The organism is Planobispora longispora, assembly GCF_016863135.1.
GTDB classification, from domain to species: domain Bacteria; phylum Actinomycetota; class Actinomycetes; order Streptosporangiales; family Streptosporangiaceae; genus Planobispora; species Planobispora longispora.
This window is the reverse complement of sequence record NZ_BOOH01000039.1, coordinates 136,377-163,375: the sequence shown is the minus strand read 5'-3', so window position 1 is coordinate 163,375 and position 26,999 is coordinate 136,377. Positions and strand designations below refer to the sequence as shown.

Here is a 26,999-nt window from a genome sequence, read left to right as displayed (position 1 = left end):
CGTCATGACGAGGGAGCGTGGCGCAGGGCCGCCGCGGCGAGGTGCAGGGCGTCCAGGAGGGGGACGAGCAGCGGGTGGCGCTCCGCGCCGCGCCGTACCGCGGCGAAGACCCGGCGCTGCGGGCCCTCGACCGGGCGGATCACCACGCCGGACAGGTCCGTGCCGCGCAGCGCCAGGCGCGGCACCATCGCCACGCCCGCTCCCGCCCCGGCCAGCGCGACCACCGCGCTGAAGTCGTCGGAGGAGTGGGCGAACTCCGGGGCGAAGCCCGCGTGCTCGCAGGCCAGGGCGATCACGTCGTGGCAGGGGTTGCCCGGGTAGGGGCCGATCCACGTCTCGCCCGCCAGGTCCGCGACGGTGACCGGCTCCTCATGAGGGGGCGCGCCCGCCGGTCCCGGGACGGGGCGGTCGTCCCCCCGATCCCGTACGGCTCCGGCGTCCACCGGATCCGCCGCTCCCCCGGCGCGGAGCGGCGCACCGGCGAGGCGGTGGCCGCGCGGGAGGACGACGTCGAACGGCTCGGCGTACAGCGGGATGCGGGACAGGCGGCGGTCGTCCTCGGCCGGGGCCCCGCGGTACTCGACGGCGACGGCCACGTCCACCTCGCCGTCCAGCACCATGGTGAGGCTCTGGTCGCCCTCGGCGTCGAGGACCCGCACCTGGATGCCCGGCTCCTTCTCCCGGAGCGCGCTCACCGCCGGGGCGACCACCAGGCCGATCGCGGTGGCGAAGGAGGCGACCTTCACCTCGCCCGCCGTGCCGGTCGTGTAGGCGGCGATGTCGGCCCCGGCCCGCTCCAGCTGGGCGAGGACCTCGTTGGCGTGGCCGAGCAGGATGCGGCCCACGGCGGTGAGCCGGACGCCCCGGCCGTCGCGCTCCAGCAGCCGGTGGCCGACCTCGTGTTCCAGGGCGACCAGCTGCTGGGAGACGGCGGAGGGGGTGAGATGGAGCGCCGCCGCCGCGGCGGTGACCGTCCCGTGGTCGGCCACCGCGCGCAGGGTCCGCAGCCGCCGCGTGTCAATCACGCTTCCATTGTCGGTCAGGGCGGCCGGTGCTCTCCGGGCTTCCGGAGCCCGGGGAGACTCTTTCGGGCTTCCGGAGCCCGGGGCTTCGGCGTCCGGGGGGCTTCCGCCGTCCAGAGGCGCGGCTATCCCCGGGCGGCGATGAACGCCTCCACGGCCCGGTCGACGTCCTCGGTGGAGTGGGCCGCCGAGAGCTGGACCCGGATCCGGGCCTGGCCGTGCGGGACCACCGGGTAGGAGAAGCCGATCACGTAGATCCCCTGTTCGAGCAGGCGCTCGGCCATCGCGCCGGCCTCGGCCGCGTCGCCGATCATCACGGGGACGATGGGGTGGTGGCCCGGCAGGAGGTCGAAGCCCGCCTCGGTCATCCTGGTGCGGAACCGCTCGGTGTTGGCGCGCAGCCGCTCGCGGGCCTCGCTGGAGCCGCTGATCATGTCCAGGACGCGCAGCGAGGTGGCGGCGATCACCGGGGCGAGGGAGTTGGAGAACAGGTAGGGGCGGGAGCGCTGGCGCAGCAGCTCGCAGATCTCCTTGCGGGCCGCCGTGTAGCCGCCGCTCGCCCCGCCGAGGGCCTTGCCGAGCGTGCCGGTGATGATGTCGACCCGGTCGCGCACGCCGTACAGCTCGGGGGTGCCCGCGCCGCCCGCGCCGATGAAGCCGACCGCGTGCGAGTCGTCGACCATGACCATGGCGCCGTAGCGCTCGGCCAGGTCGCAGATCTCGTCCAGCGGGGCGAAGTAGCCGTCCATGGAGAACACGCCGTCGGTGACGATCAGCTTGCGCCGGGCGTCGGCGGCCTCCTTGAGCCGGGCCTCCAGCTCGGACATGTCGCGGTTGGCGTAGCGCAGGCGGCGGGCCTTGCACAGCCGGATGCCGTCGATGATGCTCGCGTGGTTGAGCGCGTCGGAGATCACCGCGTCGCGGTCGTCGAGCAGCGTCTCGAACACCCCGCCGTTGGCGTCGAAGCACGAGCTGTACAGGACGGAGTCCTCCTGGCCGAGGAACTCCGCGAGCCGCGCCTCCAGCTCCTTGTGCACCTCCTGGGTGCCGCAGATGAAGCGGACCGAGGCCATGCCGAAGCCCCAGCGGTCCAGCGCCTCCTTGGCGGCGGCCACCAGCTCGGGGTGGTCGGCCAGGCCCAGGTAGTTGTTGGCGCAGAAGTTCAGCACCTCGCGGGACCCGCCCGCGGCGGAGACGGCGATGCCGGCCCGCTGCGGGGTGGTGATGATCCGCTCCGGCTTGAGCAGTCCAGCCGAGGCGATCTCGTCGAGGGTGGCGCGCACGTCGCCGCGGATGTCGTCGAACATCAGGCCGTCCAATCCAGAATGATCTTGCCGGTCGTGCCGCTCGCGGCGGTGTCGAAGGCCGCGTCGAAGTCGCGGTAGGAGAAGCGGTCGGTGATGACGGGGGACAGGTCGAGCCCCTTCTCCAGGAGCACCGACATGGCGTACCACGTCTCGAACATCTCGCGCCCGTAGATGCCCTTGATCGTGATCATCGAGGTCACGACCGTCGCGAAGTCGACCGCGAACTCCTCGGCGGGCAGGCCCAGCATGGCGATCTTCCCGCCGTGGGTCATGTTCGCGATCATGTCGCGGAGCGCCTGCGGGTGCCCGGACATCTCCAGGCCCACGTCGAAGCCCTCGCGCATGCCGAGCCGCTCCATGCCGTCGGCGATGGACGTCTCGGCCACGTTCAGCGCGAGACCGACCCCGAGCTTGCCGGCGATGGCCAGGCGCTCGGGGCTGACGTCGGTGATGACCACGTTGCGCGCGCCGACGTGGGTGGCGACCGCCGCGGCCATCAGCCCGATCGGCCCGGCCCCGGTGATGAGGACGTCCTCGCCGACCATCGGGAACGACAGCGCGGTGTGCACGGCGTTGCCGAACGGGTCGAAGATCGCGGCCACGTCGGGGTCCACCGGGATCCGGTGCACCCACACGTTGGAGGCCGGCAGCGTCACGTACTCGGCGAAGGCGCCGTCACGGTTCACCCCGAGCCCGATCGTGTTGCGGCACAGATGCCGCCGCCCGGCCATGCAGTTGCGGCACTTGCCGCAGACGATGTGCCCCTCGCCGCTGACCAGGTCGCCGACCGCGATGTCCTCCACGCCGGGGGCCACCTCGACGACCTCGCCGCAGAACTCGTGCCCCACGACGAGCGGGAGCTTCAAGGTCTGCCGAGCCCAGGCGTCGAAGCTCCGGATGTGCAGGTCGGTGCCGCAGATCCCGGTGCGCAGCACCTTGATCAGCACCTCTCCGGGTCCCATGGCCGGCTCGGGTACGTCCGTCAGCCACAGACCGGGTTCGGCCCGCTCCTTGACCAGTGCCTTCATCGCGAATCCCCCCTCGGTACAGACCTTACGCACTGTGCCGGGTCGGCTCCGGAGGTGTCCATCGCGGTTTTCTTAACCCCGCCCACAGCTCGGCTTCACACTCGCTGCGGTCCTGCCCCGCAACCGCCCGCCCATGCCGGGGAGGCATGGGCGGGCGGTGCGGTCCCGGGTCAGGGGGTGCGGTCGCGCCGCTCCTGGATCCGGTCGCTCTGTCCCTGGAGGCCGGCGAGGTCGGCGAGGGGGTCGCCGGGGGCGGCCGCGGCGGGTCCGAGCTGACGGGGGCCGGCGGCCGTCTCGGCCTCGCCGGCCTCCGCCACCGCCTCGGCGGCGGCCTGCTGAGCCTGGGCGGCCTCCTTCGCGGCGGTGGAGCGGTCCTCGCCCGAGAGCTCACGGGTGGCCGGGGACTGGGGGAGGGACTCGGTGAAGGCCCGGGAGACACCCTGGAGGGCGGAGGTGACCTCGCTCGGGATGACCCAGAAGGTGTTGCCCTGACCCTTGGCGAGCTCGGGGAGCACCTGGAGGTACTGGTAGGCCAGGAGCTTGGGGTCGGGGTCGTTGCGGTGCACGGACTGGAAGACCTCGTCGATGGCCTGGGCCTGGCCCTGGGCCTTGAGGATGGCCGCGCTGCGCTCGCCCTCGGCGCGCAGGATGGCGCTCTGCTTGTCGCCCTCGGCGGTGAGGATCTGCGACTGGCGCTGGCCCTCGGCGTTGAGGATGGCGGCGCGCTTGTCCCGCTCGGCGCGCATCTGCTTCTCCATCGCGTCCTTGATGGTCTTCGGCGGGTCGATGGCCTTGATCTCGACCCGGTTGACCCGGATGCCCCACTTGCCGGTCGCCTCGTCGAGCACGCCCCGGAGCTGGCTGTTGATGGTGTCGCGCGAGGTGAGCGTCATCTCCAGGTCCATGGAGCCGATGACGTTGCGCAGCGTGGTGACCGTCAGCTGCTCGATCGCCTGGATGTAGTTGGCGATCTCGTAGGCCGCCGCGCGCGGGTCGGTGACCTGGAAGTAGAGCACGGTGTCGATCTCGACGACGAGGTTGTCCTCGGTGATGACCGGCTGCGGCCGGAAGGAGACGACCTGCTCGCGCAGGTCGATCATCGGGTAGACCCGGTCGATGTAGGGGATCACGAAGTTGAGGCCGGGCTTGAGCGTGCTGTGGTAGCGGCCGAGCCGCTCGACGTTCCTGGCTCTCGCCTGGGGCACGATCCGCACCGATTTCATGACCGTGAACACGGCGAACAGGACGATGAGCACCCCGACGATCAGCAACGGATCCATGGGTCACTACTCCCTGGGGTAGACGAGGGCGGTCGCGCCCTCGATCTCGATGACGTCGACGGTCGCCCCGGCCGGGATCACCAGCGTCTCGTCGTAGGCCCTGGCCGACCACTCCTCGCCGCCGATCTTCACCCGGCCCTCCCGCCCCGTCACCTCGCTGGTCACGTAGGCGGTCTTCCCGACGAGCGCCTGGACGCCGAAGCGCTGGCCGAGAGGGGGCTGCTTGAGGTGCCGCTTGGCGATGGGACGGACGACGACGACCCCCGCGGCGAGGGAGCCGACGAAGACGACGAGCTGGAGCGGGACCGGGAGGCCGATGAGAGCGCCGAGAGAGGCGATCAGGGCCGCGCCGCCGAGCAGGCCGAGTGCGGTGGTCAACGTGAAGATCTCGGCGACGCCGAGAATCACCGCGAGGATCAACCAGATGATCCAGTCATCCATGCTCCGCCCTCCTACCAGTGCAACGGGTCCGGCGTCCGGAAGGTTCCGATGTCTCCTGTTCCCACGGTATGTCGCCATCGACGCGGCTGTCAGGGGGGCGACGGACCGGCTCTCGCCGTACGGCGGAGCCGGGCACGCCGGTGCGACGCCTCGCCGCTCAGGAGCCGGGGATCCCCGGGAGGCGGCTGGTCAGGAGCCGGGGCGCAGAGCGCTTCCCTGCAGCCATTCGGGCCAGGAGAGCTGCCAGTAGCCCCAGCCGTTGTCCCACTCGAGCTCGCGGTCGGTGCCGCGGATGATCACGGGGTCGCCGCGCAGGGAGGTGGTGTAGAACCAGGCGGCCTGGTCGGGTCGGGCGTTGATGCAGCCGTGGCTGACGTTGACCCGGCCCTGGGCCCAGACGTTCCCCTTGGCGTGCACGTACTCGCCGCTGTTGGAGATGCGCACGGCATGACTGATCATGACGTCGTAGTAGCCGGGGTCGCCCTTGCTCCGGTTGGGGGAGACCATCCGGACCGGGTTGCTCTTGTCCATGGTCAGGTGCGCGCCGCTGGTCGTGGTGTATTCCACGGTGGTGGCCATGCCCGCGCTGATGGCCATGCGCTGGACGACGTCGCCGTCGCGCCGGACCACCATCTGGTGGGTCCGGGTGTCGATGGTGCTGATCTGCGCGCGTCCGACGGTGAAGCGGGTGACGTGGTCGGCGGTGCCGTACATCCCCTTGCCGGCGCGGACGCCGGTCAGGTGGGCGGTGAAGCCGACCTCCTGCCCGGCCGGCCAGTAGTGGCGGGGACGGTAGATCGCCCGGGTGTCCCCGGCCCAGCGCCAGGCGCCCTCGACCGGCGTGGCGGAGCGCACCGTCAGGGCCTTCTCGACGGCGGCCTTGTTCTGGATGGGCACGTCGAAGTCGACGATGATCGGCATGCCGACGCCCACGGTCTCGCCGGGTGAGGGGATGACGGACACGATGCGGAAGGTCTCTTCGGGGACGAGGGTGCGGAACCTGCCCGTGGCGCTCGAGGAGGTGCCGTCGGGGGCCGCCGCGATCGCGCTCACCGCGTAGTCCTGGCCGGGGGCCAGCGGCCGGTCGGAGCGCCAGACGGTCCGGGTGGCGTCGAAGCTGCCCGGCACCGGCACGCCGCCCGCGTAGACGACCACCCCGGTCAGCGTGCCCTCGCTGGCCTGGACGGTCAGGCCCCGGCCGGTCGGGGCGCGCTCCGAACCCGGGCTCGGATAGATCCGCACCGCGGGCGCGGCCGCCCTCCCTCCCTGTTCCCCGCCGCCGTCGGCGGTCGGGGAGCAGCCTGCCAGGGCGAGCAGGAGGAGAAGGATCGGGAGAGGGCCGGCGGCGCGCCGCATCGATTCCTGCCTTCGGGGAGTTCACGAACAGTCGGCGCCAAGGCTAGCGCTCCGTGAGCTCTTAAGCACGCCGAGTCACATCGTGGACTTACCTCGCAGGCTGGACGGTTCCCGACACCTCCCCCAGCGTGATCGCGCTCCCGTCCGGTCCCGGCGCGGTCGCGGTGATCGTGACGGTGTCGCCGTCCTCCAGGAAGGTCCGCACCGACCCGTCGGACAGCTTGATCGGTTCGCTCCCGTTCCAGGTCAGCTCGATGAACGAGCCCCGCTGACCCGCCTCGGAGCCGGAGACCGTGCCGCTGGCGTACAGGTCGCCGACCCTCAGGGAGGCGCCGTTGACGGTCATGTGGGCGAGCATCTGGTCGGGCGTCCAGTACATCTCCCGGTACGGCGGGCGCGAGACCACCTCGCCGTTCAACCTGACCTCCATGACCAGGTCGAGCCCCCACGGCTCGGCGCGGCGCAGGTAGTCCAGGGGCTCGGGGTCCTGCGCGCGCCCCGGGACGCGGGCGGAGGCGAGCGCCTCCAGCGGGGTGATCCACGGGGAGATCGAGGTCGCGAAGGATTTACCGAGAAAGGGCCCGAGCGGAACGTACTCCCACGCCTGGATGTCCCGCGCGCTCCAGTCGTTGACCAGCGTCACACCGAACACGTGGTCCTCGAACCGGCCCGGTCGCCCGCCCAGCGCGGTCGGCCCGCCCACGACGAAGCCCAGCTCCGCCTCGATGTCCAGCTTCGCGGAGGGCCCGAAGACCCCGGCGCCGCGCTGCCCGGACGGGCGGACGACCGGGGTGCCGGAGACCACGACGGTCCCGGACCTGCCGTGGTAGCCGACCGGGAGGTGCCGCCAGTTGGGCTTCAGCGGCTCCTCGTCGGGGCGGAACATCCGGCCGAGGTTGGAGGCGTGCTCCAGCGAGCAGTAGAAGTCGACGTAGTCGCCCACCTCGACGGGCAGGTGCAGCCTGACCTGGTCCAGCGGGATCAGGTGCGGCTCGACGGCGGCCCGGTCGGTGGCCAGCTTGTTGCGGATCAGCGCGCGGGTGTCGCGCCAGGCGGCGGAGCCCCGGGCCATGAAGGCGTTGAGCGAGCCGGTGGCGAACACCTCGTCGTGCAGCGCGCCGGCCAGGTCGAGCACGTGGTCGCCGTACCGGACGCCGACCCGGGGGGTCTCGCCGCCGACGCGGGAGAACACCCCGTAGGGCAGGTTGTCGAGACCCCAGGGGCTCGCGGTCATCAGTCGTCCTCCTCTGTCAGCCCGAGGGCGCGCAGGTCTTCTATCGGGGTGCCCGTGCTGCACGAGCCGTACGACACCAGCAGCTCCCTGGCCCGCCGCACGGTCTCGTCCGGTACGGCCCGCGCCAGCCGCACCAGCTCGCCCACGTCGGTCAGCTTCAACACCGGCACCGGGTCGCCTCCCCCCGCGGCCGCGCAGACCGCCAGGACCAGGTTGAGGAAGCCGTGCCGGTCGGCGCCGAGCGCCGGGTCGAAGTGCCGGACGGCGTGGTGCAGCCCGGCGGTGGCCTTGAAGGGGATGCCGTGCTCCGCGCAGTGGGAGATGAAGGCGCCCAGGTCGTGCGGGCTGGGGAAGGCCTCCGCGGAGAGCCCGCCGCACCGGATCTTCAGGCCGGCGCCGGCGGGGAGGCGGACCGGCAGCTGGGCCGCGGTGACCTCGACGAAGCGGCGCGCCTTCGTCTCGGGCAGTCCCAGGCCGGCGGGGAGCTCGACCCGCCCGGACGGGGTGGTGAACCGGGCGCCGGGGATCTCGACGAGCTCGACGTCCAGGCCGTCGAGCGGGGGCAGGTCCGGGGTGTCGAGGATCAGCCCGAGCCGGATCGGGAAGGACAGCCCGGCGCGGAGCGCGGGCAGGCGGCTCGCCGGGCACAGGAAGCGGTGGGTGAGCACCGGGTGGCCCGCCTCCAGGTCGCCGCGGTGCCGGGCCAGCGCCTCGTCCATCGGCAGGGCGGTGGGCGGGAACAGGCCCGCGTCGTCGACGAGATCGTGGAAGAGCCTCATCGTCGGCCTCGTCACCGCGCCCAGGTCCACGCGTAGGCGGGATCCTCCACCGACAGCGCGGCGGGGCCCAGGTCCAGCGGGCGGAAGGTGTCGACCATGACGGCCAGCTCGTTGGTGCGGGTGTGCCCCTGCCGCACCGCCTCGATGACCGCCTCGACCGCGCCGGGCTGCGGGCCGTGGGTGAACCCGGCCGGGTGCAGCGAGATCGAGCCGACGTCGATGCCGGAACCCTTGCGCGCGCTGTAGTCGCCGCCGGCGTAGAACATCAGCTCGTCGGAGTCGACGTTGTGGTGGTTGTACGGGATCGGCACGGCCTCCGGGTGGAAGTCCAGCGGCCGGGGGCAGAAGGAGCAGATCACGAAGTTCGGGCCCTCGAAGGTCTGGTGGACCGGGGGCGGGGCGTGGATGCCCTTCACGATGGGCTCGAAGTCGTTGATGTTGAACGCGTAGGGGTACAGGCAGCCGTCCCAGCCGACCACGTCGAAGGGGTGGTTGCGGTAGACCAGCCGGGTCAGGCCGCCGCGGGTGCGGACCAGCACCGGCACCTCCTCGCCCTCGACGACCAGCGTCTCCTGCGGGCTGCGCAGGTCGCGCTCGCAGTAGGGGGCGTGCTCCAGGAACTGGCCGTACTTCGACAGGTAGCGCTTGGGCGGGCGGATGTGCCCGGCGGCCTCGATGACGAAGGCCGTCACCCGGCCGTCGGGCACCCAGCGGTGGATCGTGCCGGTCGGGACGACGACGTAGTCGCCCTCGGCGGCTTCCATGGCGCCGTAGGTGGACTCGAAGACGACGCGGCCGCTCGCGATGTAGACGCACTCGTCGCCCATGGAGTTGCGGTAGAGCTCGCTGGGCGCCTCGGTCGCGACGTACGACATGCGGACGTCGGCGTTGCCCGCCAGCAGGCCGCGCCCGGTGACCAGGTCACCGCCCGAGGGGAGGTCCTGGGTGCGGAAGTGGCGGGGGGAGAGCGGCAGGTTGGGGGTCAGGACCGAGCCGGCGAAGGGTTCGACCGGCTCGGCCTTGATGATCGCGGTGGGCAGGTGGCGGTGGTAGAGGAGGGAGGAGTCGCTGGAGAAGCCCTCCTCGCCCATCAGCTCCTCGGCGTACAGCCCGCCGTCCGGTCGCCGGAACTGAACGTGTCGCTTGCGGGGTACGTCACCCACGACGCGGTAGTACGGCATCTGCTTCTCTCCCGCCCTGTTCACCTGAGGGTGTCCGTTTATCGGACAATAGCGTCCTCTATACGAACAACCATCCGTCACGTCGGGGGGAGATGTCAAACATCGAGCCGGATCCGCCGGTCCGCGGGGACGTCGCCGCCCGCCGGGACCGCCCCTTCCCCCGGAGCGCCCGCCGCCTCCCTCCCGTCACCAGCGGTCGTGCACCTGCGGCCGGATCAGCTCGTCGTAGATTTCCCGCACGGCGCGCAGCGACTCCTCCGGCAGGGGCGCCGCCGCGTCCGCCGCCGCGTTGGCGCGGGCCTGGGCGGCGTTGCGGGCGCCGGGGATGACCACCGACACGCCCGGCTGGTCGAGGATCCAGCGCAGCGCGAACTGCGCCATGGTCAGGCCCTCGGGCACCAGCGGGGCCAGGCGGCGCACCGCGGCCAGGCCGGTGGCGTAGTCGACGCCGGAGAAGGTCTCGCCCACGTCGAAGGCCTCGCCGTGCCGGTTGTAGGTGCGGTGGTCGTCCTCGGCGAAGACGGTGGACTCGTTGTACTTGCCCGACAGCAGGCCGCTGGCCAGCGGGACGCGGGCGATGACGCCCACCCCGGCCTCGGCCGCCGCCGGGAGCACCCTCTCCAGCGGCTTGAGCCGGAAGGCGTTGAGGATGATCTGCACGGTGGCCACGCCCGGCCGGGCGATGGCGGTCAGCGCCTCCTCGCAGGTCTCCACGCTCACCCCGTAGGCGGCCACGCGCCGCTCCTGGACGAGGGTGTCCAGGGCGTCGAAGACGGCGCCGGCGGAGTAGACCGGGGTGGGCGGGCAGTGCAGCTGCACCAGGTCGAGGGTGTCCACGCCGAGGTTGGCGCGGGACCGGTCGGTCCAGGCGCGGAAGTTGTCGAGGGTGTACGCCGACGGCTCCTGGGCCACCCGGCGGCCCATCTTCGTGGCCACGGTCAGGCCGGGCCTGTCCTTGGCGAACTGCCCGATGATCCGCTCGCTGCGGCCGTCGCCGTACACGTCGGCGGTGTCGATGAACGTCGTGCCCGCGTCCACGGCGGCGGCGAGGACGGACAGCGCCTCGTCCTCGCCGACCTCGCCCCAGTCGGCGCCCAGCTGCCAGGCGCCGAGTCCCACGACACCGATCTTCTTGCCCGTTTTGCCCAATGTGTGCTGTTTCACGAGCACGATCGTAACTCCGGCGCCCGCGCGGGACCGGAGGCGGGCCCGCCGCCCGCCTGCCCGCCCGGACCTGCGCGGACTCCTCCCGGCTTCTGCTCATCCGGGAGGGGTCCGTGCCGATGGGGGACCACGATACGCACCGGACCGGTCACGGAAAGAAGAAGGGGAGTCCATGGCGGTGTTCCTCGTCATCGCGTTCGCGATGTCGGCTGCCGTGGCGGGTGCGGTGACGGTCGTCCACCGGCTCCGGCGGTGGCAGTCCCCGCTCTCCGGCGTGAACACGTTCATGGGGGCGGGCACCGCCGTGCTGGCCCTGCTGAACACGGTCCAGCTCCTGCTGTCCGACCCGGTGACGGCCTGGCTGGTCGCGACCGCCGGCGGCCTGGCGTCGACCGCCGTCACGGCCTCGGTCTTCTGCCTGTCCCGCACCGTGGCGGACCGCGCCTGGCGGGTGACCCCCCGGGCCCTCGCGCTGCTGTCGATCGAACCCGCCGCGACGGCGGTCGCGATGCTGACCAACCCGTGGCACCACCACTTCTTCACCGGGTTCCACCCGGCAGGGCCGGAGGGAGGGCTCCTCCCCGTCCTGGGCTGGGCCTTCTGGCTGCACAGCGCCTACATCTACAGCCTTCTCACGGTCAGTTTCGTCCTGGTGGTGCGCGCCCGGCGGCAGGCGCCCCCGGACCGGCGGGAGATCCACGACTGGACGATCGCGGCCTTCGCCCCGCCGATCGCGGCCAACATCGCGGCCCTGGCCCTGCCCGACCCCACTGTGGACCTGACCTCGGTCGGGCTCGCCGTCACCATGGTCATCGCCTACGGGGCGCTGACCCGCTCGCTGCCGCAGCAGCAGATCCAGGTGGCGCTTGAGCAGGTGTTCGACACGATCAGCGACGCGGTCGGCGTGGTCGACCGGTCCGGCCGGATCCTCAACGTCAACGCCTCCGCCCGCACCCTGCTGCGCAGGGCGGGGCTGCCCGACCAGGTCCAGGGGATGTCGCTGGCCGAGATCCCGGGCTTCGGCTTCTTCCTGGCGGAGGACGCCGGCACCGAGCAGGAGGTGACCGACGTGATGGGCCGGGGCGTCGACCTGCACGTGCGCACCAACGTCCTCCGTGACCGTCGGGACGAGTGCATCGGCTGGGTGCTCGTGGCCCGCGACGTCACCGAGGCCAGGCGGCGGCGGGACGAGGCGGAGGAGGCCAACGTACGGCTCCGCGAGCAGCTGGAGACGATCGAGGCGCTCCGCGCGGGCCTGGCCGAGCAGGCCGTACGGGACCCGCTGACCGGGCTGTACAACCGCCGGCGCCTCATGGAGGTGCTGACCGAGGAGACCCGGCGGGCCACGGAGGCGTACACGCCGCTCAGCCTCGCGCTCATCGACGTCGACCACTTCAAGCAGATCAACGACACCTACGGGCACGGCGACGGCGACACCGTCCTGGTCCAGATCGCGAGGATGCTGGTCGGCGAGGTCCGTCACGACGACGTGGTGGCCCGCTACGGCGGGGAGGAGTTCGTGCTCGTCCTGCCCGGCGCCACGGCGGAGGCCGCCTGGGAACGGGTCGACGCGCTGCGCGAACGCATCAAGGAGACCCCGGTCAGCGTCGAGGGCGGTCTGCTGTCGGTGACGTTCAGCGCCGGTGTGGCCACCCTCTCCCTGGAGGCGTGGAGCCCCGCCGACCTGCTGCGGATCGCCGACGAGGCGCTGTACGAGGCCAAGCGGCTGGGCCGGGACCGCGTCGAACGGGGCGTGCCCCGGCCGCCGGGAGCCGCCGGAGCCGGATCCGGGGCGGCGGCCTGACCCGCTCCGATCCGACCTGACCCGGCCTGACCTGACCCGGCCCGGCCCGCTCCGGGGATCGCCTACGTCTCCTCCGGAGAGGCGGCCGGCAGGCGGACCGTGAAGACGGTGCCGCCCCCCTCCCGGGGCTGGGCCGTGACGGTGCCGCCGTGCGCCTCGACGATCGCACGGGTGATCGCCAGGCCGAGCCCGGTGCCCTTGACCCCGGACGCCAGGGCGGTGGAGGCGCGGAAGAAGCGGTCGAACAACTGCGGATACTGCTCGGCGGGGACGCCGATGCCGGTGTCCGCGACGGTGACGACCGCCTCGTCGTCGCACCCGACGGTCAGGAAGACGGTGCCTCCGGGGGGCGTGTATCTGATCGCGTTGGACAGCAGGTTGTCGAGCACCTGGCGCAGCCGTACCGGATCGGCGCGCAGGGTCACCCCGGCGACCAGGTCGGTGTCGAGGACGAGGTTTTTGGCCTCGGCCGAGGGCCGGTGGTCGTCGGCGGCCTGGCAGGCCAGCTCGCTCAGGGACATCGGCCGGGAGTCGAGGTTGATGTGTCCGGCGTCGAAACGCGCGAGGTCCAGCAGGTCGTCGACGAGGCGCTGCAGGTGGGCGCTCTTGCGGTCGATGACGTCGACGAACATGCGGTGCTCGTCCGGGAGGCCGGGCTCGTCCAAGAGCATCTCGGCGTAACCGCGGATGGCGCCGATGGGGCTGCGCAGCTCGTGGCTGACCATGGCGACGAGCTCGTCCTTCATCCGGTCGAGTTCCCGCAGCCGGCGCACCTGCTCCTGCTCCTGGGCGAGCAGGCGCTCGCGCTCTTCGAGGAGCTGGTGGCGCTCGGTGACGTTGGTGCTGATGCCGTCGATGAACAGCCGCTCGTCCTCACGGCGGGGCATCGCCCTCGTCCAGATCCAGCGCACGATCCCGTCGGCGCCGGTGATGCGGAACTCGACCTCCGCCGGTTCCCCGGCCGCGAGCGTGGCCCGGTAGGTCTCGAAGGCCGGGATGTCGTCGGGGTGGATGTGCTCGCCGATGAGCTGGAGTATGTCGGCGCCGCGGGGGATCGCCCCGCCGAACACCCCGGTGCTGTCCGGGCTGGTGTAGACCGGCAGGATCCGGTGCTCGGCGGTCACCTCGATGGTCCAGACGAAGTCGCTGAGCTGGCCGATGACCCGGTCGAGATGGCGGCGGCTGGCGGTCAGGGCCAGGGTGAGCTCCTCGGCGCGGCGGCGTTCCTTGTAACGCCCGAGATGCGCGGAGATGCCGTCGAGCGTGGCCACGAGGTCCTCGTCGGGCTCCTCGACCGTCTCCGCGAAGAAGGTCAGCACTCCCACGACCTGGCGGCCGCTGTGCACGGGCAGCCCGATGGCCGTGTGCAGACCGGCCTGGAGGGCGGAGTGCCTGCGGGTGAAGTTCTTGGGGTCGGTCGGCAGGTCACGGATCCAGGCGTCGCGGCCGGTGACCCAGACCAGCCCGGGAAGACCCTGTCCCGGCGGCAGCGACACCGGCTGATCGCCGGTGAAGCCCGACAGGTCCAGGCCGGGCCTCGTCCAGGAGCAGACACGGGTGATGCCGGTCTCGTCGGGCTCGACCCGCCAGTATTCGCCGCACGCCCAGCCGAGCGCCCCGGTGACCGCGGTGACCGTGCCGACGGCGGCCTGGGCGGTGGAGGCGGCGTCGGCCAGGACCCGGGCCACGGCGTGCTGGGCCTCGCGCAGCGTCTCCGCCCGGCGCCGCATGCTGATGTCGTTCAGGAACGCGTGGAAGACCGACTCGCCGTGCTCGGTGTTGACCTGCAGGACCATCTCGATGGGGAACTCCCGGCCCTTCCGGTCGACGGCGGTCAGCTCCAGCCGCTGGCCCGCGAGGATCGACCTGCCGCTCTCCCGCACCCGGCGCAGGCCCTCGTAGTGCGCCTGCCGGAGCGACGGGGGAATGATCAGATCGGCCACGTCCTGCCCGACGGCCTCCTCCGACGACCAGCCGAACAACCGCTCGGCGGCGGCGTTCCACGCCGTCACCGTGCCGGTGGCGTCGATCGAGACGAAGGCGTAGGGGGTGCGTTCGAGGATCATCTGCAGCCGCGCCCCGGCCAGCAGGGCCTCCGCGTGTGCCAGCCAGAGGGTGGCCTGTGACTCCGCCGCCGCGGCGAAGCCCTCGGCGGTCTCGGTCCGCTCCCGGTCCCACCCGCCGGGTGCGCCGGCCGCTGTGTCGATCACGGACATGGCGCCCAGCATCTCGCCGTCGGCCGTACGGAGCGGGAAGGCGGCGTAGGCCGTCACCTCCGCTTCCCGGTCCACCGCCTGGGCGGCGGGATCGCCCTTCCAGCGCCGGTCGCCGCGCGCATCGGCGATGATCAGCGGGACGCCTGTGGTGACGAGGTGCTGACAGAGGGGGGACGGCGGGAAGTCCTGCCGCCGGAGAACCGGCCGTCCGGCGCGCCCCGCCGCGCTGATCAGCAGCCAGTGGTCGTGGTCGATCAGGGAGACCGACACGACGGCAGCGTCCAGCAGCCGGGCCGCGAGCCGGACCAGCCGGTCCAGCGAGGGCGTCTCGGGAGCGCCCAGCAGGCCGGTGGCGTGCAACGTCCCCAGCCATTGCGAGCCACGCACGGAATTCACCGCCGTCACGGCCCCAGCTCCCCCCTGATCTCCCCCTGATCTCCCCCGTGAGACCGGCCGCCCTGTCGGTCTGCCCACCAGGGGATCGAGCAATCCATTCCGGGCGGATGAGCCGGTGCGCCCGGCGTCCCGGCCGGCGGAGGTCAGCGGAGGTCAGCGGAGGGCGGAGAGGAAACCGGTCAGGGCGGCGGTGACCTCGGCCGGGCGCTCCAGGGGCGGCAGGTGGCCGGTCTCCGGCAGGTCGATCCGGCGGGCCCCCGGGATGCCCGCCGACAGCAGGTCCGACACCTCCTGGATGCCCGGCACGTCGGCCAGCCCGTTGATCACCAGCGTCGGCTGCCGGACCTCGCCCAGGCGGTCCCCGGCGGGCGGGTCGAGATGCCGCTCGGCGGAGGCCGGGCCGCTCCAGAGCCGGGCGAAGACGCCCCGGCACATCTCCACCGCCGCCTCCCACACCTCGGGTGCGAGATCCTCCCGCCCCCGGTCGGGACCGGCGACCTGCCAGAGCACCTGGGCCCTGGCCATCGCCTCCACGTCGGCGGGATCGACCGGGCCGCTCCGGGCGCGGTAGGCGCCCAGCCGGTCGGCCGGGACGGAGCCGTGCACCCGCTCGCGGGCCTGCGCGACCATCTCCGGCGGCCACTCGTGGCCGCCCAGTCCGGAGCAGATCGGCACCAGACCGGTCACCCGCTCCGGGGCGGTCAGGGCGGCCTCCACGGCGTACGACCCGCCCATCGAGCAGCCCACCAGCACGGCCCGCGCCACCTCCAGCGCGTCGAGCAGCGCCAGCAGGTCCTCGTGGTGGGCGAACTCGCCCTCGGCGTCGCCGGACTCGCCGTACCCGCGCCAGTCGTAGCGGATCACCCGGTGGTTCGCGGACAGCGCCCGGAACTGGTGCTCCCACATCCGCCGGTCGGCGATCCCCGCGTGCACGAACACCACGGCGGGCGTCTCGGCGGATCCCCGCCCGGCCTCGTCGTACGCCAGCCGTGCCCCGTTGCAGTCGATCATGGTCATGTTCGCAACCTACGCCGGGGCGTCCCCGCCGGGAGTGAACGTTCGCTCCCGGCGGGAAAACCTGTTGTGCCCCGGATGCGGCGTTTCCTGGCCTGAGCCGCATGTCCACGATGTGCCACGCGCCTCATTTCTTCTCGATCCGCCTCCGTCGCGGCCCGGTCCTGGGCCGGTAGAGAGGGAATCGGCGGAGCGAATCCGCCCCGTCCGGGAACCCGCCCCACGGGAACCCGTGCCCATCGGGGAATCCACCCCTTCTCCACACGTGCCCCGGGCCTTCCGAGACCACTTCCTCTCGGACCCGAAAGGGCGACACCCATGGCGCAGTCCTTCGCTCATGGCAACTACTCCCACACGCAGAAGCGCACCCAGAAGGCCCGTGCCGGCTCCGGCCGGACCGATCGTGACCGGACCCGGCGCGTCCTGTCGCAGAACTTCCTCGTCGACCCGGACGCCGTCGCCCGGCTCGTCAAGGCCGCCGGCCCGCATGACCTGGTCCTGGAACCGGGTGCCGGAGAGGGCGTCCTGACCCGGGCGCTCGCCGAGATCTGCGGGCAGGTCGTCGGTTACGAGGTCGATCCGCTGCTGGCCGGGAAACTGGCCTCCCGCACCCGGACCGACCCTCGCATCCGCGTCGTCCGGGGCGACTTCCTGGCCGCCCGCGCGCCGCGCGAGCCGTTCGCGGTCGCCGGGAACATCCCGTACGGGATCACCTCGAAGATCGTCGACTGGTGCCTGCGGGCGCCGTCCCTCACCTCGGCCACGCTGCTCACCCAGCTGGAATACGCCCGCAAGCGCACCGGCGACTTCGGCCGCTGGAGCATGCTGACCGTGCAGACGTGGCCCTGGTACGGCTGGCGGCTGCTGGACCGCATCGACGCCGAGGCGTTCCGGCCCGTGCCCGCGGTCGACTCCGCCATCCTGCGGATCGACCGCCTCCCGCACGGGCCCGACCTGCCCGGCTACGAGGAGTTCGTGGCCCACGGCTTCACCGGCCTGGGCGGCTCGCTGCACGCGACCCTGCTGCCGCGCTATCCGCAGGCGCGTGTCGACGCCGCCTTCGCCGAGGCGGGGGTCGATGCCGGGACGGTCGTCGCGTACGTCCACCCCGACCGGTGGCGGATCATCTTCGACCACCTCCACCCCGCCGGCTGACCACTCGGCGGGGGACCGCCCCCCCCGCGGTCCCCCGCCGAGTGGGCTACGGAGAGGGAGTGGTCCAGAGAGCGGAGACGGGAAGGCAGGCGAGGCCGTCCCCGAAGCTCAGCGATTGTGACCCGCAGTACAGGACGAACCCCGCGAGGAACCGTGGGCCGAGCCGCTCCTGGAGTAGGCGCAATCCCTTGAAATCCGCCGACCGTACGGTCTCCGCTGCTTTCACCTCGATGCCGACGACCCGGCCGGCGTTGTCCTCGATGACGCCGTCGACTTCGTTCTGGTCACGGTCGCGGTAGTGGTGGATTCTCGCGTCCGTATCGGACCAGGACAGCTGCCGGGCGATCTCGGCCAGGACGAAGTTCTCCATCAGCCCTCCGACGGAGAGATCCGTCAACGGCCCCATGAGGTATGCGGCGAGTCCTGCGTCCACGAAGGTCACCTTCGGAGTCGCCACTGCGCGGGTTGTGGTGTTGGCCGACCACGCGGGGATGAGACGGATCAGGTAGACGGTCTCCAGGATTTCCACATATCTCTGGACGGTCGGACGGGAGACGCCAAGCTCACTGGCGAGTCTGTTGACGTTCAACAGTCCTCCGGTCTGTGCGGCGAGCAGGGAGATCAGACGCCGCATGTCTCCTGCCTTCTGGATGTCCGCCACCTGCTTGACGTCACGTGAGATCAGATCATCGACGTAGCTCTGGAAGAACCGCTGACGCCGCCGGGATGTCTCTCGCTTGACCGCTTCGGGAAAGCCCCCGCGGATCGCGCGCTCGAGGTAGTCCTTCCGGCGTAGATCTCGCGGTCCGGTTTGGAGAGCGGCACCGTACGTGAACACCGCGTCGATGAAACCATCCGGCTCGTCGTCGATCTCCCCTTGAGAGAGCGGCCAGAGTTCGATCGTCTCGGATCTTCCTGGGAGGCTGTCCGGAAGACTGCTCAAGCTGAGTAGTCGTGCTGATCCCGTCAGAAGGAACCGCCCTGGGCGAGGTTCTCGATCTACCAGGTATTTGATGGCGAGCCAGAGGTCTGGAACCCGCTGAACCTCATCGATGAGCATCAACCCGTCGTGGTCGATGAACCGGATCGGATCCTCCTCTGCGGCACTGCGCGTCAGTGGGTGGTCCAGGAACCGCGAGATACCGTCGGCATGCTCATGCACGACGCGCTCTGCGAGGGTGCTCTTCCCTACCTGACGGGCGCCGTTGATGACGACGACACGGGTATCGAGGAGTGCCTCTGAGACGAGGTCGAAGGCCCGGCGAGGACGATAGTCGACGGCTTTCCGCATCGTCTCATCCTACTGATATGTGCAATCTGCCGAAGATTTATGTGCAATCTGCCGGACGATGAGTTGCAATCTGCCGAAGATCAATATGCAATCTGCCGAGGTGGATGAGTGCCCTGTCGACGTGCCCGGCCGCTCTTTCAAGATCGCCTAGTGGTCGCCGTGCTATGTGGTAGCCCAGTCGTGCCCAGGCTTGGCGCCTGATTCCTTGATACTTTGACTTAAAGAATCTTGGTGTGGAGATATCTTCGGAGGTTGCGATGTTGCACCACGTCCAACTGTCCTGTCCGGCCGGGAGTGAGGCCGCACTCCGAGAGTTCTATGCGGGTGTGCTCGGCCTGGCCGAGATCCCCAAGCCCCCGGTGCTCGCCGCGCGGGGCGGGTGCTGGTTCCGGGGGTACGGCGTCGAGCTGCATCTCGGAGTCGAGGCCGACTTCCGTCCCGCCCGCAAGGCCCACCCCGCCCTCCTGGTCCAGGATCTCGACGCCTGGGCCCGCCGCCTCTCCGAGGCCGGATATCCCGTCACCTACGACGATGACTTCCCCGGCATGCGCCGCTTCCACAGCGAGGACTGCCACGGCAACCGCCTGGAGTTCCTCGAGCCGCTCCCCGCGGAGGTCGTAGGTCAGTCGGAGAGACCCGAGCAGGCGAACAGGTTCTCCTCGATCGGCGCAAGCGCCTGCGGGGGCGGCTGTCCCAGACCGTCGTCGAGGTCCTCCTTTCTGTGCGGGGCGTCGGAGGATTCCGCGAGTCGGCCTTCGAACACGATCCGTGAACAATCGCGCCTGCTGCCCGGGGAAGTCAGGAGATCGGACGGAGGACTTCTGGTCGTGGCAGGCGTCAGGATGAGCGGGCGGGGTCGGGGAGGACGCGTTCGACCACGTCGGTGACCAGGGCGTGGATCTGCTCTTCGGGGAAGACGTCGGGCAGCGTGAGCCGCTCCACGATCAGCCAGTTCAGCGCCAGGTAGAGCAGGACCACGGTGGTCGCGTCGCCGGGCAGGCCCGACTTCAGGTGGTAGTCGATGTTGGCGTCGACGTCGGCGCGGATGCGCTCGGTGAGCAGGCGGCGCAACTCCGGGCGGCGGGTGGCCTCCAGTCGCAGCTCCAGCAGGGCCAGGTATCCGGAGCGGAAGTGGCTGACGCGGTCCACCAGCTCGTGCATCAGCTCGGTGACCTTGGCGCGGTCGCGGGGGCCTTCCAGTCCGGCGGCCATCACGCCGGGGTCGGGCACCACCCGCTCGTAGAAGCGGTGGCCGACCTGGGTGAGCAGGTCGTCGCGGTTGCTGAAGTAGTTGGAGGCGGTGCCGTTGGGCACCTGGGCCTCGACGTCGACGGCGCGGAAGGTCAGTCCGCGTGCCCCTTCGCGGGCGAGGACCTCGATGGCCGCGTCGAGGAGCGCCGCCCGTCGTGCCGGATTCTGCCGCATCGCAATCTCTCCTGAGTCGGTGTTGACACCACTCTAAGCGTAGTACTACGTTTTAACCACTCCAACCGGAGTACTACAAATAGAGTGCCAGAGAGGGCAACGATGCGAGACCAGCTCAACGTCCAGATCACCTTCGCGCTGCCGCCCGTCACGTCGCGGGCCGCGGCGCCGCACTCCCGCCCCTTCCCCCAGGCCAAGCCGGCGCCCCGGCGGCAGGCCCCGCGGCCGCGCTCCGTCCCGCGGCCCAGGCCCCTGCCGAAGCCCGGCGGCAACCGGTGACCCGCGGTGAAAGGGCTACGGGGCTCGGCGCGTGTCCTCCTCCCCGGCCGTCACGGCGGGGGAGGAGGGCAGGCCGACGACGACGCGCAGGCCCCCCTCGGGGCGCGCGGCGGCGGTGACCGTGCCGCCGTGGGCGTCCACGATGGCGCGGACGATCGACAACCCGAGACCCGATCCGCGGGCCGAGCGCACCCGGTCGCCCTGCAGCCGCCTGAAGGGCTCGAAGAGATCGTCCACCTCGTACGGCGGGACGGGCGCCCCGGTGTTCTCCACCACCAGGCCGTCCTCCCCGCAGGAGATCCACACCTGCCCGTCCCGCACGTTGTACTTGATCGCGTTCTCCACCAGGTTGAAGACGGCGCGTTCCAGGAAGAGGGGGTCGCCCTCGACCGTCACCGGGCTCAGGTCCCGGTGGACGGTGACGGGCCGTCTCCGGGAGCTCGGAGCGTGCAGGTCGAGCTGGTCGAGGGCGGCGCGCACGACCTGGTCGAGGCCGAGGGACTTGCGCGCGGTCAGTTCCTGCTCCGACTGGGCCAGCAGGAGCAGCCCCTCGATGAGCCGCTCGTAGCGGGCGTTGGTGGCCAGCAGCGCGCGGGCCAGCGCCTTGAGGTCGGGCGAGGCGTCGGGTTCCTCCAGCGACACCTCCAGGACCGTACGGTTGATCGCCAGGGGGGTGCGCAGCTCGTGGGAGGCGTTGGCGATGAACCGCCGCTGGCCGTCGAAGACCCGGTGCAGGCGGTCGAGCATCGCGTCGAACGTGTCGGCCAGCCGCTTGACCTCGTCGTGCGGGCCGCGTAGCGCGATCCGCTCGTGCAGTGTGCTCTCCGAGAGCCGCTGCGCGGTCTCGGTCACCCGGTCCAGCGGGCGCAGCGCCCGGTCGGCCACCAGGTAGCCGAGGACCAGCGCGACGATCCCGATCAGGATCATGATGACCAGCGAGGAGCGCAGCAGCTCGTCGAGCACGCCGCCGGCCCGCTGCTGGACGTCCCCCACCACTCGGTGGAAGAGCACGTCACTCGGGGCCGGTTCCGTGGGCAGGGGCTCCGCGGTCGGAGCGGCCGGACCCCGGTCGATGATTTTCAGGGAGAACTTCTGGTCCAGAGCCCTGGCGGTCAGCAGGTAGGTCGACCAGAGCAGCAGCGACCCGGCCAGGAAGAACAGCCCGCCGTACAGGAGCGTGAGCCGCATCCGCAGGCCCAGCCGGTGCCACGGGCGGACGCGCGGCAGGGGCCGTGGGAGGGGCCGGGGGAGGACGCGGCGCGCGGCCCTCACAGCCGGTACCCCCGGCCGGGCACGTTCTCGATCATGGAGGGGGCGCCGAGCTTCCTGCGCAGCGAGGTGAGCGTGACGCGCAGCACCCCGCTGCCCGCGTCGGCGTACTCGTCCCAGACGCTCTTGCGCAGCTCAGTCGAGGTGACCAGGCGCCCGCAGGCGCGCATCAGCTCGTGCAGCACGTCGAACTCCTTGCGGTTCAGCGTGATGTCCCGCCCGTCGCGGGTGACCGTACGGCGCGCGGGATCGAGCCTCACCCCGGCCCGCTCCAGCGTGGACGGCGCCGCCCGCGACGCGCGGCGGGAGAGCGCCCGGACCCGGGCCACCAGCTCGGCGAACGTGAACGGCTTGACCAGGTAGTCGTCCGCGCCGAGGGAGAGGCCGTCGACCCGGTCGCGGACCTGCCCGGCCGCCGTCAGCATGAGGACCCGCCCGCCCGCGCTCCCGGCCCTCAGCTCGCGGCAGACGTCGTCGCCGTGCACCTCGGGCAGGTCCCGGTCCAGGACGACGACGTCGTAGGGCGTGTAGGCCGCCATCTCCAGCGCCTCCCGCCCGTCGTAGGCCACGTCGACGGCGATCGCGTGCAGCCGCAGGCCGCGCGCGATGGCGTCGGCCAGTTCCTCCTCGTCCTCCACGACGAGCACCCTCATCCCGCGCCCCCTTCCTCCGCCCCCCGAGAGTGACGGATCAGGTGTTAACCGCAGATAAGGCACTGGCTTATCCGCGTTTAGCACCGGAGTCGCTGAAGTGAGTTCGCGCCGGGGGCGAACGACCCGCGGCGTCAAGGAGCGACAGTCATGAAAGTTCGGCTACTGATGGCCGCCGTCCCTCTGGCCCTCGCGCTGCCCCTGGCCGGGTGCGGGGCCCCGGCCGAGAGCAGCGGGGTGGCCAGCGCGGACGGCGGCACGGCCACGTCCGCGGCGTCACCGTCGGCCTCGGCCTCGGCCTCCGCCTCCACCGACCCGAGGGAGGCGGCGCTGAAGTTCGCCCAGTGCATGCGCGAGCACGGCGTCGACATGGAGGACCCCGGCGCCGACGGCGCGATCAGGATCAAGGCGAAGGGGAAGGGCGAGAAGATCCAGGAGGCCCAGGAGGCGTGCAAGCACTTCATGGACGCCGCGGTCGGCGACCGGGCGGGGAAGCCCGACCAGAAGACGCTGGACCAGGGGATCAAGTTCGCCCAGTGCATGCGCGAGCACGGCATCCCCATGAAGGATCCCGGCGCCGACGGCAAGATGATGATCCAGATCCCGCAGGGGACGTCGGAGGAGAAGGTCGAGGAAGCCCAGGAGGCGTGCAAGGAGTTCCAGCCCGGCGGTGGCCCGTCATGAGGAAGGGGCTCACCCTCGCCGGCGGGGGCCTGCTCGCGGTGGCCGCCGCCTGGGCGGTGATCACCGTCCTCGGGGACGGCGGCACCGACGCGGCGACGCCCGCCACGACGCCCGTCCCGGCCACGGCGCCGATCACCCGGCAGGACCTGGTGGACACCAAGAGCGTCGACGGCGTGCTCACCTACTCCGACGAGCGCCGCCTGAGCACCGGCGCCTCCGGCACGGTGACCTGGGTGGCGGAGGAGGGCGCGGTGATCCGTCGCGGCCGCCCGCTGCTCAAGGCCGACCGCGAGCCGGTCGTGCTCATGTACGGCAAGCTCCCGCTCTACCGGGAGCTGCGGCAGGGCGTCTCGGACGGGCCGGACGTGGAGCAGCTGGAGCGCAACCTCAAGGCGCTCGGGTACGGCGACGACCTGACCGTGGACGACCACTTCAGCTACGCCACCCGCCTGGCCGTCGAGGAATGGCAGGACGACCGGGGGCTGCCGGAGACCGGCCGGGTGGACGCCTCCCAGGTGGTGTTCCTGCCCTCGGCGGTCCGCGTCACCGACGCCAAGGTCGCGGTCGGCGACCGGATCGGCCCCGGACGGGAGACCTTCACGGTCAGCGGCGTCCGCCGGCTGGTGCACGTGGATCTCGACACCGCCGACCAGTCCCTGGCCCGCAAGGGCGCCGAGGTGACGGTCGAGCTGCCCGGCGGCGAGCGCGTCACGGGGAAGATCATCTCGGTGGGCGCGGTGGCCGAGCGCGGCTCCTCCGGCCAGGGAGAGGACGGCACCACCACCATCGACGTCGACATCGCGCTGGACAAGACGCCCAAGACCAAGCTGGACCAGGCTCCCGTCGAGGTGGAGATGGAGAGCGAGCGGCACGAGAACGTGCTGGCCGTACCCGTGGAGGCGCTGCTGGCGCTGCGCGAGGGCGGGTTCGGCGTCGAGGTGGTCGAGGGCGGCTCGACCCGCGTCGTGGCGGTGGAGACCGGCGCGTTCGGCGGCGGCATGGTGGAGGTCAGCGGCACCGGGCTGGCGGAGGGCATGGAGGTCGGGGTGCCCGCGACATGAGCGTCCCTCACACCGGGGGCGGGGACGCCCGTGACCCGGGTGCGCCGCACGTCGTGGACCTCCGCGACGTCACGAAGGTCTACCCCGGCGGCGTGCACGCGCTGCGCGGGGTGGACCTGACGGTGGCCGGCGGCGAGCTGCTGGCCATCGTCGGCCCGTCCGGCTCCGGCAAGTCCACCATGCTCCACGTCATCGGGACCCTGGACCGGCCCACCGGCGGCACCGTGCGCATCGGCGGGTACGACATCGCCGACCTGTCCGACCGCGAGCTGTCGGCCCTGCGCGGGCGCACTCTCGGATTCGTCTTCCAGCAGTTCCACCTGGACCCCGGCCTGAACGCCCTGGACAACGTGGCCGACGGCCTGCTCTACACCGGTGTCGCCCGGCGGGAGCGGAGAGAGCGGGCCGCCGCGGCACTGGAGCGGGTGGGGCTCGGCCACCGGCTGGGACACCGGCCGAACCAGCTGTCGGGCGGGGAGCAGCAGCGCGTCGCGGTGGCCCGCGCGGTGGCCGGCGACCCGCCCCTGCTCCTGGCCGACGAGCCCACCGGGAACCTGGACTCCGCCGCCGGGACCGAGGTGCTGGGGGTGCTCCGCGACCTGCACGCCGCGGGCACGACGATCGCGATCATCACTCACGACATGGAGATCGCCGAATGGTGCCCGCGCCGGGTGCGCGTCCGCGACGGCCGGATCGTCGGCGACCACGGCGACGGCACCGACCGGCCCGCGGAGACCATGAAGGAGGTCCGGACATGACGGCAGGTCACAAGGGAGGTCCGGAGACGACGCGCGGACGGCGGCGGGGATCGGGCCGGCGACCGGATCCCACCCGGAGACCGGCCCCGGCCCGGAGGCCGGCCCCCGCCCGGCTCAGCCCCTCCGACGTGCTGCGCGCGGGCGCGTCCGGGCTGCGGGCCCGCCCGACCCGGGTGATCCTGTCGGCGCTGGGGATCGCGATCGGGATCGCCACCATGATCGCGGTGATCGGCATCTCGTCCTCCTCGCGCGAGCAGCTCCTGCGCCAGCTCGACAGGCTCGGCACCAACCTGCTCACGGTGTCCCCGGGGCAGACCGTGTTCGGCGAGGAGGCCCGGCTGCCCACCACCGCGCTGGACATGGTCGAACGCATCGGTCCCGTCCGCACGGCCTCCGCCACCGGCGACGTCGACACCAGCGTCCGGCGCACCGACCGCATCCCCGAGGCCGTGACCGGCGGCATCTCCGTCCAGGCCGCGACCGGCGGGTTGCTGACCACGCTGGAGGGCGGCGTGGCGAAGGGGACCTGGCTGAACGCCGCGACCGAACGGCAGCCCGCCGTCGTCCTCGGCTCCAAGGCCGCCGAACGGCTCGGCGTCACCAGGACCGGCGTCCGGGTGTGGATGGGCGACCGGTGGTTCACCGTCATCGGCATCCTGGAGCCGATGCCGCTGGCCCCGGAGATCGAACGCTCGGCCCTCGTCGGGTTCCCGGTCGCCGAGAGGCTCCTGGGATTCGACGGGCACCCGACGACGATCTACGAGCGTTCGGCGGAGGAGGCGGTGGAGGCCGTACGGGCGGTGCTGCCCCGCACGGTCAACCCGGAGAACCCGAATGAGGTCGAGGTCAGCAGGCCCTCCGACGCGCTGGCCGCCAGGGCCGCGGCGGCGGGCGCCTTCACCAACCTGCTGCTCGGGCTCGGCGCGGTCGCGCTGCTGGTCGGCGGGGTGGGCGTGGCGAACACCATGGTGATCTCGGTGCTGGAGCGCCGCCGGGAGATCGGCCTGCGCCGCTCGCTCGGCGCGACCCGGGGCCAGGTCCGCGTCCAGTTCCTGGCGGAGTCGCTGCTGCTGTCGGCCCTGGGCGGCGTCGCCGGGACGGCCCTGGGCGCCCTCGCCACCGCCGGCTACGCCGTGTCCCGCGACTGGCCTCCCGTCGTGCCGCCGTGGGCGGTCGGCGGCGCGGTCGGCGCCACCCTGCTCATCGGCACCGTCGCCGGGATCTACCCCGCCATGCGCGCCGCCCGCATGTCCCCGACCGCGGCCCTGTCCACGAGCTGAACCGCCGCGGCGCGCGAGGGCGCGGCGCGGCGACCGGGCCGGAGGGAGGGGCGGGCCGGGGAGCGGGTCAGGCCAGGGAGCGGGAGAGGGACTCGGCGGCGGTGGCGACGCGGGGGCCGATGACGGCGGGATCGAGGGAGGTGAAGGAGACGACGCCGACGGAGGCCTCCAGCCAGGGGAGGCCGGGGACGGGGGCGGCGACGCCGTGGGCGCCCTCCTGGAGCTGGCCCTCGGTGGCGACGTAACCGGTCCGGCCCCCGCGCAGGGCGAGGATGGCCAGGCCCGCCGCGCCCCGGGACAGGGGATGGCGGGAACCCTCGCGGTAGGCGACGTGCATGTCGGTCCAGGACGGCTCCACGACCGCCACCGCCAGGCCGTCCTCGCCCTCGGACACGGTCAGGTGGGCGGTGGCGCCGACCTCCTCGGCCAGCCGGCGCAGGGTGGGCAGGGCCCCCTCGCGCAGCAGGGGCTGCACGGCGCGCGCCAGGACGAGCACGGCGAAGCCGAGGTGGACGCGGCCGTCGCCGTCGCGGCGGACGAAGCCCTCCTTCTGCAGGGTCGTGAGCAGACGGTAGACGGCCGGGCGGCTCAGCTCCAGCTCGGTCGCGAGCTCGGTGGGGGTGCGACCGCGGTGGCCGTCGGCGAGCAGTCGGAGCAGGCGCAGGCCGCGGTCGAGGGTCTGCGAGGACTCGGCCGCCATCAGGGCGTCCACGAAGTGCGGTGCATGTCCCGATTATCGAGGAAGGGAGGATCCGGGGCCCGGGGAGAGGGGCGGCGAACCCGGGAAACGAGCCTCCCGGCCGGTGGTTCGCCCGGTTGGTCGCGGGTTGTCATGGCGGTAACAAGCGGCCACGAGGAATGTGCAGCGCTTTGGCAAGAAGTGCGTGGGTCACTGCCGTAAGTTGCTAACTCCCTGTACTCCGGC

The 26,999-nt window shown here is 72.0% G+C and carries 25 protein-coding genes and 1 pseudogene; 8 read left to right on the top strand and 18 right to left on the bottom strand.

The window, feature by feature from the left end; genetic code table 11:
- Positions 1-2 precede the first annotated feature (2 nt).
- The 10 genes from Plo01_RS24155 to Plo01_RS24110 all read right to left on the bottom strand — a co-directional run bounded on the left by Plo01_RS24155 (position 3) and on the right by Plo01_RS24110 (position 10,792).
- A complete protein-coding gene (locus tag Plo01_RS24155) occupies positions 3-1,025 on the bottom strand; it encodes a LysR family transcriptional regulator (protein WP_203892952.1) in 1,023 nt (340 codons plus the stop codon).
- A 122-nt stretch (positions 1,026-1,147) separates the two neighbouring features.
- Positions 1,148-2,329: a glycine C-acetyltransferase gene (locus Plo01_RS24150; protein WP_203893040.1), complete on the bottom strand. Its 1,182-nt coding sequence runs from the start codon at positions 2,327-2,329 to the stop codon at positions 1,148-1,150.
- A complete protein-coding gene (gene tdh / locus Plo01_RS24145) occupies positions 2,329-3,357 on the bottom strand; it encodes an L-threonine 3-dehydrogenase (RefSeq protein WP_203892951.1) in 1,029 nt (342 codons plus the stop codon). Before tdh ends, Plo01_RS24150 begins: the two co-directional genes overlap by 1 nt.
- Positions 3,358-3,527: 170 nt before the next feature.
- Positions 3,528-4,637, bottom strand: coding sequence for an SPFH domain-containing protein (locus Plo01_RS24140; RefSeq protein WP_203892950.1), 1,110 nt, complete (start codon positions 4,635-4,637; stop codon positions 3,528-3,530).
- Between the two features lie 6 nt (positions 4,638-4,643).
- The gene (locus Plo01_RS24135; protein WP_203892949.1) at positions 4,644-5,078 is read right to left on the bottom strand and encodes an NfeD family protein; all 435 of its coding nucleotides are present in this window, start codon (positions 5,076-5,078) and stop codon (positions 4,644-4,646) included.
- A gap of 189 nt (positions 5,079-5,267) precedes the next feature.
- Positions 5,268-6,434 carry a L,D-transpeptidase gene (locus tag Plo01_RS24130; RefSeq protein ID WP_203892948.1) on the bottom strand — a complete coding sequence of 389 codons (1,167 nt, stop codon included), beginning with the start codon at positions 6,432-6,434 and terminating at the stop codon, positions 5,268-5,270.
- An 88-nt stretch (positions 6,435-6,522) separates the two neighbouring features.
- Positions 6,523-7,668, bottom strand: coding sequence for a fumarylacetoacetase (gene fahA, locus Plo01_RS24125; RefSeq protein WP_203892947.1), 1,146 nt, complete (start codon positions 7,666-7,668; stop codon positions 6,523-6,525).
- Positions 7,668-8,447 (bottom strand): hypothetical protein, encoded by a 780-nt coding sequence (locus tag Plo01_RS24120; protein WP_203892946.1) that lies wholly within the window; start codon positions 8,445-8,447, stop codon positions 7,668-7,670. Before Plo01_RS24120 ends, fahA begins: the two co-directional genes overlap by 1 nt.
- A gap of 11 nt (positions 8,448-8,458) precedes the next feature.
- The gene (locus tag Plo01_RS24115; RefSeq protein WP_203893039.1) at positions 8,459-9,628 is read right to left on the bottom strand and encodes a homogentisate 1,2-dioxygenase; all 1,170 of its coding nucleotides are present in this window, start codon (positions 9,626-9,628) and stop codon (positions 8,459-8,461) included.
- Between the two features lie 186 nt (positions 9,629-9,814).
- Positions 9,815-10,792: an aldo/keto reductase gene (locus Plo01_RS24110; protein WP_203892945.1), complete on the bottom strand. Its 978-nt coding sequence runs from the start codon at positions 10,790-10,792 to the stop codon at positions 9,815-9,817.
- A gap of 172 nt (positions 10,793-10,964) precedes the next feature.
- Between Plo01_RS24110 and Plo01_RS24105 the strand changes: the two genes are divergently transcribed.
- Positions 10,965-12,596, top strand: coding sequence for a histidine kinase N-terminal 7TM domain-containing diguanylate cyclase (locus tag Plo01_RS24105; protein ID WP_203892944.1), 1,632 nt, complete (start codon positions 10,965-10,967; stop codon positions 12,594-12,596).
- 62 nt (positions 12,597-12,658) lie between these two features.
- On the opposite strand, the gene Plo01_RS24100 is transcribed toward Plo01_RS24105, so the two are convergent.
- Both Plo01_RS24100 and Plo01_RS24095 read right to left on the bottom strand, forming a co-directional pair.
- Positions 12,659-15,199 carry an ATP-binding protein gene (locus tag Plo01_RS24100; protein ID WP_203892943.1) on the bottom strand — a complete coding sequence of 847 codons (2,541 nt, stop codon included), beginning with the start codon at positions 15,197-15,199 and terminating at the stop codon, positions 12,659-12,661.
- Between the two features lie 162 nt (positions 15,200-15,361).
- On the bottom strand, positions 15,362-16,225 hold the full coding sequence (locus Plo01_RS24095) for an alpha/beta fold hydrolase (protein ID WP_203892942.1): 864 nt from the start codon (positions 16,223-16,225) through the stop codon (positions 15,362-15,364).
- 315 nt (positions 16,226-16,540) lie between these two features.
- Between Plo01_RS24095 and erm the strand changes: the two genes are divergently transcribed.
- A complete protein-coding gene (gene erm, locus Plo01_RS24090) occupies positions 16,541-17,377 on the top strand; it encodes an ErmE/ErmH/ErmO/ErmR family 23S rRNA (adenine(2058)-N(6))-methyltransferase (protein WP_203892941.1) in 837 nt (278 codons plus the stop codon).
- A gap of 46 nt (positions 17,378-17,423) precedes the next feature.
- Here the strand turns inward: erm and Plo01_RS24085 are convergent, their stop codons facing one another.
- Positions 17,424-18,668: an ATP-binding protein gene (locus tag Plo01_RS24085; protein ID WP_203892940.1), complete on the bottom strand. Its 1,245-nt coding sequence runs from the start codon at positions 18,666-18,668 to the stop codon at positions 17,424-17,426.
- A gap of 257 nt (positions 18,669-18,925) precedes the next feature.
- Between Plo01_RS24085 and Plo01_RS41390 the strand changes: the two are divergent.
- Positions 18,926-19,249: pseudogene (locus Plo01_RS41390) on the top strand (VOC family protein); the annotation flags it as partial.
- Between the two features lie 41 nt (positions 19,250-19,290).
- Here Plo01_RS41390 and Plo01_RS24080 read toward each other — a convergent pair.
- Together Plo01_RS24080 and Plo01_RS24075 are read right to left on the bottom strand one after the other, a co-directional pair.
- Positions 19,291-19,431 carry a hypothetical protein gene (locus Plo01_RS24080; RefSeq protein ID WP_203892939.1) on the bottom strand — a complete coding sequence of 47 codons (141 nt, stop codon included), beginning with the start codon at positions 19,429-19,431 and terminating at the stop codon, positions 19,291-19,293.
- Positions 19,432-19,505: 74 nt separating this feature from the next.
- Positions 19,506-20,093 carry a TetR/AcrR family transcriptional regulator gene (locus Plo01_RS24075; protein WP_203892938.1) on the bottom strand — a complete coding sequence of 196 codons (588 nt, stop codon included), beginning with the start codon at positions 20,091-20,093 and terminating at the stop codon, positions 19,506-19,508.
- 102 nt (positions 20,094-20,195) lie between these two features.
- Here Plo01_RS24075 and Plo01_RS24070 point away from each other — a divergent pair, with 102 nt between their 5' ends.
- Complete coding sequence (locus Plo01_RS24070) at positions 20,196-20,372, top strand: hypothetical protein (RefSeq protein WP_203892937.1); 177 nt, start codon at positions 20,196-20,198, stop codon at positions 20,370-20,372.
- A 15-nt stretch (positions 20,373-20,387) separates the two neighbouring features.
- On the opposite strand, the gene Plo01_RS24065 is transcribed toward Plo01_RS24070, so the two are convergent.
- Both Plo01_RS24065 and Plo01_RS24060 read right to left on the bottom strand, forming a co-directional pair.
- Positions 20,388-21,560, bottom strand: coding sequence for a sensor histidine kinase (locus tag Plo01_RS24065; RefSeq protein WP_239316932.1), 1,173 nt, complete (start codon positions 21,558-21,560; stop codon positions 20,388-20,390).
- An 80-nt stretch (positions 21,561-21,640) separates the two neighbouring features.
- The gene (locus tag Plo01_RS24060; RefSeq protein ID WP_203892936.1) at positions 21,641-22,294 is read right to left on the bottom strand and encodes a response regulator transcription factor; all 654 of its coding nucleotides are present in this window, start codon (positions 22,292-22,294) and stop codon (positions 21,641-21,643) included.
- Positions 22,295-22,441: 147 nt separating this feature from the next.
- Between Plo01_RS24060 and Plo01_RS24055 the strand changes: the two genes are divergently transcribed.
- The 4 genes from Plo01_RS24055 to Plo01_RS24040 are packed head-to-tail and all read left to right on the top strand — an operon-like array spanning position 22,442 to position 26,074.
- Complete coding sequence (locus tag Plo01_RS24055; protein ID WP_203892935.1) at positions 22,442-22,975, top strand: hypothetical protein; 534 nt, start codon at positions 22,442-22,444, stop codon at positions 22,973-22,975.
- A complete protein-coding gene (locus tag Plo01_RS24050; protein WP_203892934.1) occupies positions 22,972-24,036 on the top strand; it encodes an efflux RND transporter periplasmic adaptor subunit in 1,065 nt (354 codons plus the stop codon). The genes Plo01_RS24055 and Plo01_RS24050 overlap by 4 nt, the downstream gene beginning before the upstream one ends.
- Positions 24,033-24,794, top strand: coding sequence for an ABC transporter ATP-binding protein (locus Plo01_RS24045; RefSeq protein ID WP_203892933.1), 762 nt, complete (start codon positions 24,033-24,035; stop codon positions 24,792-24,794). The genes Plo01_RS24050 and Plo01_RS24045 overlap by 4 nt, the downstream gene beginning before the upstream one ends.
- Entirely contained in the window at positions 24,791-26,074 is a 1,284-nt protein-coding gene (locus Plo01_RS24040) for an ABC transporter permease (protein ID WP_203892932.1), read from the top strand. Before Plo01_RS24045 ends, Plo01_RS24040 begins: the two co-directional genes overlap by 4 nt.
- Before the next feature lie 67 nt (positions 26,075-26,141).
- On the opposite strand, the gene Plo01_RS24035 is transcribed toward Plo01_RS24040, so the two are convergent.
- Positions 26,142-26,786: an IclR family transcriptional regulator gene (locus tag Plo01_RS24035; RefSeq protein WP_239316930.1), complete on the bottom strand. Its 645-nt coding sequence runs from the start codon at positions 26,784-26,786 to the stop codon at positions 26,142-26,144.
- Between the last annotated feature and the right edge of the window lie 213 nt (positions 26,787-26,999).

Coding starts and splice junctions, on each gene's coding strand:
- Plo01_RS24075 (WP_203892938.1), bottom strand. CDS start 20,093: ATGCGGCAGAATCCGGCACGACGGGCGGCGCTCCTCGACGCGGCCATC.
- Plo01_RS24045 (WP_203892933.1), top strand. CDS start 24,033: ATGAGCGTCCCTCACACCGGGGGCGGGGACGCCCGTGACCCGGGTGCG.
- Plo01_RS24040 (WP_203892932.1), top strand. CDS start 24,791: ATGACGGCAGGTCACAAGGGAGGTCCGGAGACGACGCGCGGACGGCGG.
- Plo01_RS24105 (WP_203892944.1), top strand. CDS start 10,965: ATGGCGGTGTTCCTCGTCATCGCGTTCGCGATGTCGGCTGCCGTGGCG.
- Plo01_RS24150 (WP_203893040.1), bottom strand. CDS start 2,329: ATGTTCGACGACATCCGCGGCGACGTGCGCGCCACCCTCGACGAGATC.
- Plo01_RS24050 (WP_203892934.1), top strand. CDS start 22,972: ATGAGGAAGGGGCTCACCCTCGCCGGCGGGGGCCTGCTCGCGGTGGCC.
- Plo01_RS24135 (WP_203892949.1), bottom strand. CDS start 5,078: ATGGATGACTGGATCATCTGGTTGATCCTCGCGGTGATTCTCGGCGTC.
- Plo01_RS24120 (WP_203892946.1), bottom strand. CDS start 8,447: ATGAGGCTCTTCCACGATCTCGTCGACGACGCGGGCCTGTTCCCGCCC.
- Plo01_RS24095 (WP_203892942.1), bottom strand. CDS start 16,225: ATGACCATGATCGACTGCAACGGGGCACGGCTGGCGTACGACGAGGCC.
- Plo01_RS24115 (WP_203893039.1), bottom strand. CDS start 9,628: ATGCCGTACTACCGCGTCGTGGGTGACGTACCCCGCAAGCGACACGTT.
- Plo01_RS24140 (WP_203892950.1), bottom strand. CDS start 4,637: ATGGATCCGTTGCTGATCGTCGGGGTGCTCATCGTCCTGTTCGCCGTG.
- fahA (WP_203892947.1), bottom strand. CDS start 7,668: ATGACCGCGAGCCCCTGGGGTCTCGACAACCTGCCCTACGGGGTGTTC.
- tdh (WP_203892951.1), bottom strand. CDS start 3,357: ATGAAGGCACTGGTCAAGGAGCGGGCCGAACCCGGTCTGTGGCTGACG.
- Plo01_RS24085 (WP_203892940.1), bottom strand. CDS start 18,668: ATGCGGAAAGCCGTCGACTATCGTCCTCGCCGGGCCTTCGACCTCGTC.
- Plo01_RS24130 (WP_203892948.1), bottom strand. CDS start 6,434: ATGCGGCGCGCCGCCGGCCCTCTCCCGATCCTTCTCCTCCTGCTCGCC.
- Plo01_RS24070 (WP_203892937.1), top strand. CDS start 20,196: ATGCGAGACCAGCTCAACGTCCAGATCACCTTCGCGCTGCCGCCCGTC.
- Plo01_RS24060 (WP_203892936.1), bottom strand. CDS start 22,294: ATGAGGGTGCTCGTCGTGGAGGACGAGGAGGAACTGGCCGACGCCATC.
- Plo01_RS24065 (WP_239316932.1), bottom strand. CDS start 21,560: ATGCGGCTCACGCTCCTGTACGGCGGGCTGTTCTTCCTGGCCGGGTCG.
- Plo01_RS24055 (WP_203892935.1), top strand. CDS start 22,442: ATGAAAGTTCGGCTACTGATGGCCGCCGTCCCTCTGGCCCTCGCGCTG.
- erm (WP_203892941.1), top strand. CDS start 16,541: ATGGCGCAGTCCTTCGCTCATGGCAACTACTCCCACACGCAGAAGCGC.